General features: G+C 70.3%; 13 protein-coding genes. 6 read left to right on the top strand and 7 right to left on the bottom strand.

Annotated features, from left to right (window positions below; translation table 11 throughout):
• The first annotated feature begins 13 nt into the window (after nucleotides 1-13).
• The 5 genes from AC07NB_RS11090 (at nucleotide 14) to AC07NB_RS11070 (ending at nucleotide 5,363) form a co-directional block, all read left to right on the top strand.
• Nucleotides 14-436, top strand: a complete 423-nt coding sequence (locus AC07NB_RS11090) for a hypothetical protein (RefSeq protein WP_494571033.1) — start codon at nucleotides 14-16, stop codon at nucleotides 434-436.
• Complete coding sequence (pheT, locus tag AC07NB_RS11085; protein ID WP_494571032.1) at nucleotides 433-2,841, top strand: phenylalanine--tRNA ligase subunit beta; 2,409 nt, start codon at nucleotides 433-435, stop codon at nucleotides 2,839-2,841. The genes AC07NB_RS11090 and pheT overlap by 4 nt, the downstream gene beginning before the upstream one ends.
• Nucleotides 2,842-2,987: 146 nt before the next feature.
• Nucleotides 2,988-4,193, top strand: coding sequence for a chromate efflux transporter (gene chrA, locus AC07NB_RS11080; RefSeq protein ID WP_494571031.1), 1,206 nt, complete (start codon nucleotides 2,988-2,990; stop codon nucleotides 4,191-4,193).
• Nucleotides 4,194-4,322: 129 nt separating this feature from the next.
• Nucleotides 4,323-4,931, top strand: a complete 609-nt coding sequence (locus tag AC07NB_RS11075) for a DUF1134 domain-containing protein (RefSeq protein WP_291834552.1) — start codon at nucleotides 4,323-4,325, stop codon at nucleotides 4,929-4,931.
• A gap of 6 nt (nucleotides 4,932-4,937) precedes the next feature.
• Nucleotides 4,938-5,363 (top strand): hypothetical protein, encoded by a 426-nt coding sequence (locus AC07NB_RS11070; protein ID WP_494571030.1) that lies wholly within the window; start codon nucleotides 4,938-4,940, stop codon nucleotides 5,361-5,363.
• A gap of 4 nt (nucleotides 5,364-5,367) precedes the next feature.
• On the opposite strand, the gene AC07NB_RS11065 is transcribed toward AC07NB_RS11070, so the two are convergent.
• The 4 genes from AC07NB_RS11065 to thpR all read right to left on the bottom strand — a co-directional run bounded on the left by AC07NB_RS11065 (nucleotide 5,368) and on the right by thpR (nucleotide 8,634).
• Entirely contained in the window at nucleotides 5,368-6,240 is an 873-nt protein-coding gene (locus AC07NB_RS11065) for a Rossmann-fold NAD(P)-binding domain-containing protein (protein ID WP_494571029.1), read from the bottom strand.
• A 6-nt stretch (nucleotides 6,241-6,246) separates the two neighbouring features.
• The gene (locus tag AC07NB_RS11060; RefSeq protein ID WP_494571028.1) at nucleotides 6,247-7,482 is read right to left on the bottom strand and encodes an NAD-dependent epimerase/dehydratase family protein; all 1,236 of its coding nucleotides are present in this window, start codon (nucleotides 7,480-7,482) and stop codon (nucleotides 6,247-6,249) included.
• A gap of 76 nt (nucleotides 7,483-7,558) precedes the next feature.
• A complete protein-coding gene (locus AC07NB_RS11055; RefSeq protein WP_291834561.1) occupies nucleotides 7,559-8,098 on the bottom strand; it encodes a GNAT family N-acetyltransferase in 540 nt (179 codons plus the stop codon).
• Nucleotides 8,095-8,634, bottom strand: a complete 540-nt coding sequence (gene thpR, locus AC07NB_RS11050) for an RNA 2',3'-cyclic phosphodiesterase (protein WP_291834565.1) — start codon at nucleotides 8,632-8,634, stop codon at nucleotides 8,095-8,097. Before thpR ends, AC07NB_RS11055 begins: the two co-directional genes overlap by 4 nt.
• Nucleotides 8,635-8,759: 125 nt before the next feature.
• Between thpR and AC07NB_RS11045 the strand changes: the two genes are divergently transcribed.
• Nucleotides 8,760-9,515, top strand: coding sequence for a Bax inhibitor-1/YccA family protein (locus tag AC07NB_RS11045; RefSeq protein ID WP_291834568.1), 756 nt, complete (start codon nucleotides 8,760-8,762; stop codon nucleotides 9,513-9,515).
• 202 nt (nucleotides 9,516-9,717) lie between these two features.
• Here AC07NB_RS11045 and AC07NB_RS11040 read toward each other — a convergent pair whose 3' ends face one another.
• From AC07NB_RS11040 to AC07NB_RS11030, 3 genes are all read right to left on the bottom strand, one after another.
• On the bottom strand, nucleotides 9,718-10,047 hold the full coding sequence (locus AC07NB_RS11040; RefSeq protein WP_291834571.1) for a DUF2794 domain-containing protein: 330 nt from the start codon (nucleotides 10,045-10,047) through the stop codon (nucleotides 9,718-9,720).
• 340 nt (nucleotides 10,048-10,387) lie between these two features.
• Entirely contained in the window at nucleotides 10,388-11,713 is a 1,326-nt protein-coding gene (locus tag AC07NB_RS11035; RefSeq protein WP_492312146.1) for a trypsin-like peptidase domain-containing protein, read from the bottom strand.
• A 28-nt stretch (nucleotides 11,714-11,741) separates the two neighbouring features.
• Nucleotides 11,742-13,190, bottom strand: coding sequence for a HAMP domain-containing sensor histidine kinase (locus AC07NB_RS11030; RefSeq protein ID WP_492312145.1), 1,449 nt, complete (start codon nucleotides 13,188-13,190; stop codon nucleotides 11,742-11,744).
• Between the last annotated feature and the right edge of the window lie 2 nt (nucleotides 13,191-13,192).

Raw genomic sequence — 13,192 nt, 5'->3', positions numbered from 1 at the left:
TGTAGAGACGATCATGACCGACACCCCCGCACCTATGCCGCTCGACGCCATGGCCAACCAGGATCTGGTCAGCCGCGACGCCTTCGAGAAGGAAGCCGTCTGGCTGCCCGCCATGGCGGTTCAGCACTGGAACGCCGGCAAGATGAGCATCGAAGGCAAGACCTTCACCGACTGCCTGATCGAAGGCCCGGCCGTGGTCGCCGTGATGAACAACACGACCTTCGATTCCTGCGCCATGGGCACGACCACCGACACGCGGAACCTGCTGTACCGGCCGATGGGCCAGAAGCTGGCCGGCGTCGTCGGCATGTCGAACTGCACCTTCGTGCGCTGCCGCTTCGCCCAGGTCGGCTTCACCGGCTCGGACGGCCTGCTCGAGCAGCTGCAAGCCGGCGTGACGACCCTGACGAGCCAGCTCCCCGGGACCGCTTCGTGAAATTCACTCTCTCCTGGCTGAAGGACCATCTGGACACGGAGGCGGACGTCGCCGCCGTGGCCGAAGCCATGACCATGGCCGGACTTGAGGTCGAGGACGTCCACGACCCCATCGCCGCGCTGGCCCCCTTCACCGTGGCGAAGATCGTCTCGGCCGAACGCCATCCCAACGCCGACCGCCTGCAAGTCTGTCAGGTGGAGACCGTCGACGGGATGAAGGAGATCGTCTGCGGCGCGCCCAATGCGCGCGCGGGTCTGACCACCATCTATGCACCCATCGGCGCCTATGTGCCCGGCCTGGGCGTGACCCTGGTCGAGAAGCCGGTGCGCGGCGTGGTCTCGAACGGCATGCTGTGCTCGGCCTCGGAGCTTGAGCTGGCCGATGAGAGCGACGGCATCCTGGAGCTGGACGACGCCCTGAAGGTGGGCGAGCCCGCCGCCGGCGTGTTCGGCGCCGAACCGGTCATCGATTTCGAAGTGACGCCGAACCGCCCCGACTGGCTGGGCGTCGCCGGCATCGCCCGCGACCTGGCCGCCGCCGGCCTGGGCACGCTGAAGACCCCCGCCATCGAACCGGTCGCCGGGACCTTCGCCTCGCCGATCACGGTGCGCCTCGACGCGCCCGAGATGTGCCCGGTCTTCGCCGGCCGCACGATCCGCGGCGTCAAGAACGGCCCGTCGCCCGAGTGGCTGAAGCGCCGCCTGGAGGCCATCGGCCTGCGCTCGATCAACCGGCTGGTCGATGTGACCAACCTGATCTCCTACGACCGCGCCCGCCCGCTGCACGTCTATGACATCGCCAAGCTGTGCGGGACCGAGATCATCGTCCGCCAGGGACAGGTGGCCAAGGATACGGGCGAGCACGAGCATCTGATCGCGCTGGACGGCAAGACCTACACCGTCGATCCGTCGATGTGCGTCATCTCCGACGCCGCCGGCGAGCGCCCCATCGGCCTGGGCGGCGTCATGGGCGGCGAGAGCACGGGCTGCTCGGGCGAGACCGTCGATGTCTTCGTCGAAGCCGCCTGGTTCGACCCGATCCTGATCGCCCAGACGGGCCGCACCCTGTCGCTGACCTCGGACGCCCAGTACCGCTTCGCGCGCGGCGTCGATACGGCCTCGGCCGTGCCGGGCGTCGAACTGGCGACGAAGCTGATCCTCGACCTGTGCGGCGGCGAGCCGTCCGAGGTCGTGGTCGTCGGTCAGGCGCCGGCCGTCCCGACCGCCTTCGCCTTCGATCCGGCCCGTGTCGGTTCGCTGACCGGCCTGTCGCTGACGGAAGATCGCATCGCCGAGATCCTGACCGCCCTCGGCTTCGCCGTGACGCGCGGTTCACCCTGGGCGGTGACGCCGCCCTCGTGGCGCCGCGACGTGGACGGTCCCGCCGACCTGGTGGAAGAGGTCGCCCGCATCGAGGGCTTCGACCAGCTGCCGTCGACGCCCCTGCCCGACCAGGGCGCGCCCTCGAAGGGGGTTCTGAACCCGCGTCAGGCGCGGGTGCGCCTGGCTCGCCGGGCCCTGGCCGCCATGGGCTACGCCGAAGCGATCACCTGGTCCTTCACCAAGCAGTCGATCGCGGCGCTGTTCGGCGGCGGCGATGAAAAGCTGGTGGTCGAGAACCCGATCGCCGCCGATCTGGACTGCATGCGGCCCTCGGCGCTGCCGAACCTGATCCAGGCCGCCGCCCGCAACGCCGCGCGCGGTCACGCCGACGCCGCCCTGTTCGAGATCGGCCCGATCTATCTGGACGACCAGCCGAACGGCCAGCGCACCGTCATCGCGGGCCTGATCGCGCCGCGCTCGGCACGCCACTGGGGCGGTGGGGCGGAAGACGCCCTGTTCGCCCTGAAGGGGGACCTGATCGCCCTGCTGGACCAACTGGGCGCGCCGACGGCGTCGCTGCAGCTGGTTCAGGGCCAGAACCGCGACTGGTGGCACCCGGGCCGTTCGGCGCGGCTGCAGCTGGGTCCGAAGAATGTGATGGTCGAGTTCGGCGCCCTGCACCCCCGGGTGCTGAAGGCGCTGGACGCCGACGCCCCGATGCTGGCCTTCGAGATCGTGCTGGACGCGGTCCCCGAGCCGCGCGGCGCCAAGTCCAAGACGCGGGGTCCGGCCAGCCTGGCCAATCTGATGCCCCTGACCCGCGACTTCGCCTTCGTGGTCGAGGACGGCAAGGCGGTCGGCGATCTGGTCCGCGCCGTGGCCGGCGCCGACAAGGCCCTGATCGACGAGGTCCGGGTCTTCGACATCTATCGCGGCAAAGGCGTGGACGACGGGTTCAAGTCGGTGGCGCTGGAAGTCGTCATCCAGCCGGTCGAGGCCACCCTGACCGACGCCGAGATCGAGGCCCTGTCGGCCAAGGTCGTGGCGGCGGCCGGCAAGCTGGGCGCCGTGCTTCGGGGCTGACCGCCGGCACGGCGTTTCGCCTCTTCCGTTCCCCCGGCCTTCAGGCTTAGGATCGGGGCGCGGGCTGGCACGGGCGCCCGCTCAGGCGTCTCGCCCAAGCTCCGTTCTTTTCGCCGCGCCTCGCCGCGCGGCCAGGAGCGAAGACCTTGGACCCCACCTGCGAACCCACGCCGCCCCGCCTCGACTATGGCCGCCTGTTCCTGCGCTTTCTGCGCTTCGGCCTGAACGCCTTCGGCGGGCCGGTCGCCCAGATCGCCATGATCCGCAAGGCGCTGGTCCAAGACGAACACTGGATCAGCAGCGCCCGCTTCAATCGCCTTCTGGCGGTGATGCAGGTCCTGCCGGGACCGGAGGCCCACGAACTGTGCGTCCATCTGGGCATCGCCGCGCGCGGCCGCTTCGGCGGATTGCTGGCCGGCCTCGGCTTCATGCTTCCGGGCCTGCTGCTGATGCTCGGCGTCGCCTGGGCCTACGACCGCTTCCTCACCGAAACCGACGCCTTCGACGCCGCCCTTCTCGGCGTGCAGATCGTGGTCCTGGCCCTGATCGCGCGGGCCGTGCGCCACATCGGCGGACACGCCTTGGAGAACCGGCTGCTCTTCGGCCTGGCCGCGGGAGCCTTCGTCGCCACCCTGGCGGGCGTCAGCTTCTGGGTCATCCTGGCGACGGCCGGCGCCGTCTACGGCCTCATGGCGTCGGGACGGCGAACCGCGCCGTGGCTCGCCCTGGCGGCGGGCCTGGCGGCCGCGCTGACGCTTCGCCTGACCGGCCTCGACCAGGCCCCGACCTTCGCGCCCATGACCGAGGCCGTGACCGAACCGGGCGCCGTCGCTCTGTTCTGGTCAGGGCTGAAGGCGGGGCTGCTGACCTTCGGCGGCGCCTATACGGCCATTCCCTTCGTGCGGGCGGACACCGTCGGGCGCGGATGGGTCGAGGACGGCCGATTCCTGGACGGCGTGGCCTTCGCCGGCGTGCTGCCGGCGCCGCTGGTCATCTTCTGCACCTTTGTCGGCTACCTGGCCGGCGGCTGGATGGGGGCGGCGGCGATCACGGTCGGCGTCTTCCTGCCGGCCTTCGCCTTCTCCATGGTCCTGTACGAGCGGCTGGAGGCCGTCGTGGCGGATCCGCGCCTTCATCGGACCCTGACCGGGATCGCCGCCGGCGTGGTCGGCCTCATCGCCGCGACGCTCCTGCAACTGGCCTGGACGACGGCCGGGCGGGTCCCGTCGATCTGGCCCGCCCTGGCCATCCTGGCGCTCGCCCTGATCGTGATCTGGCGCTGGAGAAGCCGCCTGGCCGCGCCGCTGGTCATCGCGGGCGGCGCGCTCCTGGGTCACGCGCTTCTCGGTTGAGGCGGCGGGCCCGAACGGAGCGCAATCTCCTGTTAACCTTGCCGCCGCAAGGCTGACGCAAAGCCCGGCGACGGTGGCATGAGCGCCCGCGCGAGTCGGGCGGCCCTCCTCGTCTTCGGAGCCAGAACCATGCACCGCCGCCACCTGATCCAGTCCGGCCTCGCCCTCGGCGCGACCTCCGCCCTCGGCGCCTGCGCCAGCAACGGGCCGACCGATCCCAACTATCCGATCCGTTCGGACCAGACGGCGCCGGCCTACACCTCCGACGAACTGATCGCGGCCGGCTCGCGCGAACTGGGCATCGCGGCCGAGGCCCTCGGCGGCGCCATCGAGCGCATCTTCGCCGACCAGGGCGACCGCCCCACCGCCTATATCGCGGGCGAGGAAGCCTCCGGCGCGGCCGGGGTCGGCCTGCGCTACGGCCGGGGCGCCCTGCACATGAAGGACCTGTCGGCCTCGCAGGAGGTGTTCTGGCAGGGCATTTCGATCGGCTGGGACGTCGGCGGCAACGGCAGCCGGGTCTTCACCCTGGTCTACGGCCTGTACCACCCGGACATGATCTATCGCCGCTACCCCGGCGTGGAAGGCTCGGCCTATCTGGTCGGGGGCGTGGGCGTGAACTACCAGCGCGCCGACGGCATCGTCCTGGCCCCGATCCGCACCGGCGTCGGCCTGCGCCTGGGCGCCAACGTCGGCACCATGGCCTACAGCCGCCAGCGCAACATCCTGCCGTTCTGACGCGGAATGCTTCGGGCGGGCGGCGTCGTTGCGGCTGCCTTCCTAGCACTCGCGGGCTGCGAGCGCCCTGGCCCGCCGTCGGACATCACCAGCCTGCTGCGCGCGCAGGGCTTCCGCTATCTGGACGGCGAACCCGACGTCACCGTCAGCCCGCTCTGCTCAATGCAGGTCGGGCCCACGCGGTATGACTTTTTCTGGTTCGAGTGGTGGCAACGAAACCCGATCGGCGTACGACACGCCGCCGGCCGGTTGATCCAGATCCGCGACGGCAAGACCTACGACGGCCACTACGGCGTGCTGCCGCCCGTGCGCCCGGGCTGCCGGCCCGATAGACGCCAGATCATCTTCGGTTCGAGCTTTATCGGCGTGGGAGAAGGGGGCTTGCCGCAGAGGCTGTTCGCCGACGGCGAATTTCACGAGCGCGTGCGCTGAACCCTCAGCCGATCAGCGCCTCCAGCCCCTCGCGCCAGCTCGGATATCGCGGCCGCCAGCCGAGTTCCGCCTTGGCCTTCGCGTTCGAGAGGCGTTTGGAGTCCAGGTAGAAGCGCCGCATGGCGTCCGACACCGAGGGATCGTCCAGATCGACCTCGGGCGGCAGGGGCAGACCCAGCCGGGCCGCCGCGCCCGCGATGACAACGTCGGCCGGCGAAGGCTCGTCGTCGCACAGGGTGTAGGCGGCGCCCGGGTGCGGCCGGGCGATGGAGGCGAACAGTCCGGCCACCGCGTCCTCGACATGGACGCGGTTGAACACCTGCCCGGGCTTTCGGACGATCCGGGCGGTGCCGTCGCGCAGCTTGTCCAGCGGCGAGCGGCCCGGACCATAGAGGGCGGGCAGGCGGAACAGCTGGACGGTCAGGCCCATGCCGCGCCCGGCGTCCAGCCAGTCGCGCTCGGCCCGCACGCGCCGCGCGCCTTCAAGGCTGGCCGCGTTCAGTTCGTCGTCTTCGAAGGCCCAGCCGCCCGCGCGGTCGCCGAACACGGCGGTGGACGAGACATAGCCGATCCAGTCGGGCCAGGCGCCCGAGGCGGTGATGGCCGGGATCAGGGCCTTCAGCCCGGGGCAGCCGTGGGCGTCCGGGGGAGCGGTGACGAGGAGGGCCGAGGCCTTCGCCACGGCGGCGGACAGGGCCGCCTCATCCGTCGGATCGACGGCGGCGACGCCTTCCGCTTCAAGCGCAGCGCGGGTGTCGGCGTCGCGCGAGGTGGCGACCGCCGTCCCGCCCCCGCGAATGGCCTCAAGCGCCGCGGCGCGGCCCAGCCAGCCGCCGCCGAAGACCAGCAGCGAAACGGACGAAGCGGCGTCGGGCATCAGACCTCAGGCGGAACAAGCATGGGTTTCGGCGCCGACGGTCGCAACCGTGGCGGTTTCACTCTTCAGCGCTTCGGCGCGCCGGGTGTTCCAGCTGGACACGCAGGGCACCTTGGTCAGATCGGCCCGGTCGGCGTAGCGGCGGGCGATGTCGGTGACCTCGTCCAGCAGGCCCTGCCGCAGGGTGATCGGCTTCAGGCCCAGGTCGCGGAACTGGTCGTTGGCCACGACCAGCTCGTTCTCGTCGGCTTCCTGACGCGGGTTGGGGACGTTGTGGACCTCGGCTCCGGTCATGCCGGCGATCATGGTGGCCAGATCGCGCACCCGGCGGCTCTCGGTCATCTGGTTGAGGATCTTGACCCGGTCCCCGGTCTTGGGCGGATTCTTCAGGGCCAGTTCGACGCAGCGTACTGTGTCCTGGATATGGATGAAGGCTCGCGTCTGGCCGCCGGTGCCGTGCACCGTCAGCGGATAGCCGACCGCCGCCTGCATCAGGAAGCGGTTCAGCACCGTGCCGTAGTCGCCGTCGTAGTCGAAACGGTTGATCAGCCGCTCGTCCTTGCGGGTCTCCTCGGTCTGGGTCCCCCAGACGATGCCCTGATGCAGGTCGGTGATCCGGACGCCGTCGTTCTTGGCGTAGAACTGGAACAGCAGGGCGTCCTGCGTCTTGGTCATGTGGTAGATCGAGCCGGGGTTCGGCGGGAACAGGATCTCCTGCTCGGCCGGGCCGAAGTCGGTGTCCACCGTGACCTTCAGATAGCCCTCGGGGATGCGCAGGCCGGCGGTCGTATAGCCATAGACCCCCATGGTGCCCAAGTGTGCCAGGTGCACGTCCCGGCCGCTCTCGACGATGGCGGCCAGCAGGTGGTTGGTGGCGTTGAGGTTGTTGTCGACGGTGTACAGCTTGTGCCGGGCCGACTTCATCGAATAGGGCGCGGCCCGCTGTTCGGCGAAGTGTACGACGCTGTCGGGCTTCCACTCGCGGATCACGGCGACGAGCCGGTCGAACTCCTTGCCGACCGTCATGTTCTCGAATTCGATCTCCCTGCCCGAGACCTCCTTCCACGCGGCGATACGTTCGCCCATGGTCCGGATGGGGGTCAGGGACTGGACCTCCAGCTCGTTGTCGATGTTGCGGCGGCTGAGGTTGTCGACGACCAGCACGTCCCAGCCGCGGGCCGACAGATGCAGGGCCGTCGGCCAACCACAGAAGCCGTCCCCGCCCAGAACCAGTACGCGCATTTCCACCCTCATTTTCTTCTTACCGTCCTGCCTAGCGGAAGCCGGACGGCGGTCAAAGCGTCGCCTTACCGCAGCTTCAACGGCGGGGCCGCGCCTTCCAGTCGGCTTTGCTCTGGCCCCAGGCGTCGACCGGCAGGTCGGCGAAGGGCGGCGGCATCCGGGTCGGTCCCAGGTTGCGCGAGCCGATCCGCTCGGCCAAGCGCTGCGACGGCGTGTTGTCCGGATCGATGCAGTGGATGACGTCCTCCCAGCCCAGCACGTCGAAGGCGTAGTCCAGCGTCGCCGTCGCCGCCTCGACGCCATAGCCCTTGCCCTGGGCGTCCGGATGCAGGCCCCAGCCGACCTCGTTGCCCGGCCAGCCGTGCGGCCGCCACGGCCCGATCCGGCCCAGCCACAGGCCGCTGTCGCGCTCGATGAGCGAGAACATCGACACGCCCGTCAGGCTCCACGCTCCGGCCATGCTCATGAAGCCGCGCCAGGCGGTCGAGGCCGGCTGGGGGCCGCCGAGGAATTTCGACGCCTCCGGATCAGCCATCATCTCGGCCCAGCGCGGGAAGTCCTCCATGGCGAGGGGGCGCAGGGTCAGGCGTTCGGTCTGAAGCACCGGTCCGGTCACAGCAGATACTCCCGTTCGAGTTGGTACTGACTGCCGTCGGGGGTCAGCACGCTGGAATAGAGGCCGAACCGGTCGATCCGGATCGGCGGCGAATGCAGCAGGTTGTGGCCGGTGATCCAGGCGCCGATCCGGTCTGGATTGGTCTGGGGCTTCAGATAGGCCAGCGTCAGGTGCGGCCGATACTCGCGGCGTTCCAGAGCGACGCCCGCCCGTTCGGCCGCCGACCGGCAGCGGCCCGCCAGCACGCCCAGGCGCTCGCTGGGGGCCACGCCCGCCCAGATCGTGTGGCTGCGGTGCGCATCGCCGAAGGCGCCGACGCCCTTCAGCTCGATCTCGAAGGCCCCGCCGGTCGCCGCGCGCTCCAGCTCGACCGCCAGATCGTCGGCCCGACGCTCATCGACCTCGCCGTAGAAGGCCAGGGTCACATGCAGCTGTTCGTCGGTGCGCCATTTGGCGCCGGGCAGGCCGCTTTGGCGACGCTTCAGCGTCTCGGCCACGTCCCAGGGGACGGACAGGGCGGTGAACAGCCGGATCATGCGACCGTTGGTAGCGGGTCCGAACTCTGATCCCAAGTCCGGTTTTCCTTGCGGAAGGGTCGGTCGCGACCGATATTTGCTGCAAAGGCCGGGATCGCCCGGCTCTGAGGAGGATCGAAACCGCGATGAGCGATTTCAGAAACGGATATTCCATCCCGCAGACCGCCGACATGTCGGTGGACGCGGGCCTGCGCAGCTTCATGCTGGGCGTCTACAACAAGGTCGCCATCGGCCTGCTGGTCTCGGCCGTGCTGGCCTACATCACCGGCTCGGTGCCTGCGGTGCGCGACCTGCTGTTCGCCACGGCGGTCTTCCCCGACGGCGTGACCCGGATCACCGGCTACACCCTGCTGGGCATGATCGTGGCCTTCTCGCCGCTGGTCATCCTGCTGGGCTCGAACTTCGTGATGAAGAACCCGACCTCGGGCGGCGCCAGCGCGCTGTACTGGCTGATCGTGGCCCTGATCGGCGCCTCGATGGGCACCGTGGTCCTGCTCTACACCGGCGCCTCGGTGGTGCAGACCTTCCTGATCACGGCCGCCGCCTTCGGCGCGCTGAGCCTGTTCGGCTACACGACCAAGAAGGACCTGACCGGCATCGGCAGCTTCCTGATCATGGGCGTCATCGGCCTGATCATCGCCTCGGTGGTGAACATTTTCCTGCAAAGCGGGATGATGCAGATGATCATCAGCATCGCCGGCGTCCTGATCTTCGCGGGCCTGACGGCCTACGACACCCAGCGCCTGAAGATGACCTACTATGCGCTGGGCGGGAACCAGAACGCGATGGGCGTGGCCACCAGCTTCGGCGCGCTGAGCCTGTACATCAACTTCATCAACATGTTCCAATTCCTGCTGGCCCTGTTCGGCGGTCGTCGCTGATCTCTTAAGGGCGCTAACGTTCGCCGCGGCGGCTCACTGCTTGAGCGCGATCGCCGCGGCGAACTGACAGACCGGCCTCATGCAGCGAACCACCGCGTGGTGAGCGATAGGCCAACAGGATGGCCTCAAGCAGCGACCCGCCGCGCGGGGAGCGTTAGGCACAAAAGAATGAGGGCCCCGGCGGCGACGCCGGGGCCCTTTTCTATTCCACGACGGTGAACCTGCGGCTGTCGAAGACCCGCAGCACCTGGGGCAGTTCCCGGCCCCGGCGCAGGACCATCCCGCCCTCCCCGATCACCGCCCACTGCCCCTGCTTCAGCCGCAGCGCCGGCCGCTTCTCTATGCGATAGGCGGGGGCGTCGCCCGAGCGGCGGAAGACGGCGAACTCGGCCACCTCCCTGTGCCCGACCATGGCGTAGTCCCGCCATTCGCCGGCGGCGACCATACGACCGTAGACTCTCAGGATCTGGTCCAGCTCGCGCCGGTCGAAGAAGATCGGTCCGGCCTGCTGGGCGTCGGCGGCGTCGCTCATCCCCTTAATCTAGGCGGGCGGTCGCCGGGCGCCAGTCCCTGCTCGCGGCCGAACGCCGTGTCCGGAACGCCGCAATGCGAGGAAATCGCCCCGAACACGAAAACGCCTCCGTTCCGCCCATCGCCCGCCCCCTTGGGAGGCGACACCGGACCCATCGGCTCGTCGGAGTTCGGAGCGGTTCCGGATCCTGAACAGCCCCCCCAGCCCCCTGGAATTGTTCCATTCAAGGGCTTCGGCGGGCCGATGCTTCCTCCAAAGCGAGACGCCCGCTCCGCCACCTCCCCCCTCCGGCCGAGCGGGCGTTTTGTTGTCCGGAGCAGGGTTCAGGCGTAGGCAGGCCTCAGGGCAGGGTGACCCGTTCCGTCTCGCCGCCACGCTGAACCGAGAGACGGCGCTCGCCGGTTCCGTCCAGCGCCCGCGCCAGACCCGACAGATCCGACACCGACCGTCCGTTGACCGACTGGATGATGTCGCCTGCCTGAAGGCCGGCGGCGGCGGCGGGCGAACCGCCCTCCACCGCGAAGACCTGCAGGCCGGTGGAGCCGTCGCGCACGCTGGCGCCGCGCGCCAGCACCACCTCGGCGCCGATGATGACCTGACGCTCGACCCGCGGCGTGACCGTCAGGGTGGCGCGGCCCTCGTGGCCGGCGCGCAGATAGACGACCTCGACCTGGGTCCCCGGTTCGGCGATGCCGATGGTGGCCTGGACGGTGCCGGCGTTGGAAACCGGGCGGTTCTGGATACGGGTGATGACGTCGCCGCGGCGCAGGCCCGCGCTCTCGGCCGACGAGCCCGGGGTCACGTCCTCGACCACGGCCCCGCGCACGATGCCCAGGCCGAAGTCCCGCGAACGGGCGGCGTTCAGCGAGCCGAGGATGGCGCCGGTCGTGCCGCGCTTGACCTCGCCCGTCGTGCGCAGCTGCTCCACGACATACATCATGATCCGGCTGGGCACGGCGAAGGCGATGCCGTCATTGCCGCCGCCGCCGCCCGACAGGATGGAGGTGTTGATGCCGATCAGCCGTCCCCGGCTGTCCAGCAGCGGTCCGCCGGAGTTGCCCGAGTTCACGGCCGCGTCGGTCTGGATGTAGTCCTCGATCCGGTCGCCCATGCCCGAACGGCCCAGGCCCGAGATGACGCCCATGGTCAGCGTCTGGTCGAGCCCCAGCGGGTAGCCGACGGCGAAGGCAAGGTCGCCGGTGCGCAGAGTGTCGGAACTGGCCACCTCGATCTGCGACAGGCCCGGGGCGATGATCTTCAGCACCGCGATGTCGGTGGCCTTGTCCGCCCCGATCAGGACGGCGTCGAAGATCCGGCCGTCGGTCAGATCGACGGTGAACTTCCGTCCGCCCTCGACCACGTGATTGTTGGTGACGACGATGCCCTCGGCCGCGTCGAGCACGGCGCCCGAGCCGCTGGCCATCGGGCGGGGTTCGTTGTCGCCGGAGCTGGGACCTTCGGACTGGCCCAGGGTGGTCACCTGCACCACGGCGGGCAGGGCGCGTTCCAGGTCGGTGGCGAAGGTGAAGACGCCGCGCTCGGCGTCATAGGGCAGCGACTGCGGCTGGGCCGTCTGGGCCCAAGCGGGCGCGGCGATCAGCAGGGGTGCGGCGAGCGCGAGGGCCAGCACGGAGACTCCGCCGGTCCGAGAAATGATGCGCCGCATGCCGTATCCCTTGTTCTGGACCGTGACCCTAGCGCGAGAAATGCGCCGTGACGACAGCTCCCGGCGCGGCGTCATCAATCGTCATGGATGCGCCGTGCCGTTTCAGGATGGCCCGCACGAAGGCCAGTCCCATGCCATGGCTCTCGCGGCCCTCGGCCGAGGCGGCGGCGACGCTGGCGGCGTCACCCGCGCCGCCGCCCCGGAAGCCCGGGCCCTGGTCGGCGACCGAGAAGCGGGGCCGCCCCTCACTCGCCGAGACGGCCAGGGTGACGACGCCGTCGTCCGGCGAATACTTGACCGCATTGTCCACCAGATTGGCCACGGCCCGCTGCAGCAGACTGCGCACGCCCAGCACCTCGACCGGCTCGACCTCGATCCGGATCGACACGCCGCGCAGCTCGGCCAGCGGTTCGTAGAGCTCGGCCGCCTGACGGGCCAGGGTGTCCAGGCGCACGGGCTCGAACGACCAGGCCTCGCCGTCGCGCAGCGCCATGGCCTCGTTCATCGCCCGTGTCAGTTCGTTCAGGTCGGCGCGCGCCTCATTGACCAGGCGGCGGGCCTCGGGCGTCTCCGCCGTCTCGGCCAACCGCTCCAGCCGGGCCGAGGCGCGCGCCAGGGGCGTGCGGAAATCATGCGCCAGCTGGTCGGCGGAATCGCGCAGCCAGGCCAACAGCTCCTCAAGCCGGTCCAGGGTGCTGTTCACATGGCCCGACAGCTCGGTCAGCTCCGGCGCGACCTCGGTCTCGGGCGCGCGTTCGGAGAAGTCGCCGACCGCCGCGCGGTCCAGCGCCTTGCTGACCCGGGCCACGGCGCTGGTCAGGCGGCGGCGAGCGAAGGTGGCGGCGCTCAGGCCGATGGCGAGCAGCAGTCCCCCCGCCCCGATCACCGCCGCCACCGCCCAGCCCCAGGCGTCGCCCGAGGCGTCCACGACGCGGCCCACGGCGATGTCCAGCGCCCCGACCGAACGCTTGACCACCACCACCTCGACGGCGCGCGCCGGGCACAGGACGCCGCGCCCCAGCCGCATCACATAGACGTCGGCGCCCAGCCGGGGCGACCGCTCGCCGCGCAGGCTTTCAAGCTCCGACAGGCCCGCCGGCTTGCCGACCGGCGCACGGATGAAGCGCACCCCCGCGCCGCCCCGGCCGGTGCGGCAGGTCTCCTCCAGCGTCCGCGCCTCGCGTTCGCGGGCCGGGCCGTTCTGGAAGGCGGTCAGCCAGTTGGAGAGATAGACCGCGTCGGCCGGGCTCAGCGTATCCCCGGTCATGCCTTCCACGCCCAGCTTGGAGGCCATGGCGCCGTAGTCGTCGAGCGCGGCCAGGGCGGCCTTCTGGCGCTGATCCATGCGCACCGCGGCGCTGGTCACCGCCAGCGACCCGGTCAGCGCCAGGGCGGACAGGACGGCGATGCCCGCCGCCAGCTGGGTGGTCGTGCGCCGCCCCAGCCAGGCCCTGATGCGGCGGAACGGGCCGGTCACGG

This window comes from Brevundimonas sp. GW821-FHT09G01, assembly GCF_059416065.1.
Note: the sequence above shows the minus strand (reverse complement) of the source record. Positions and strands in the feature narration are given on the sequence as shown.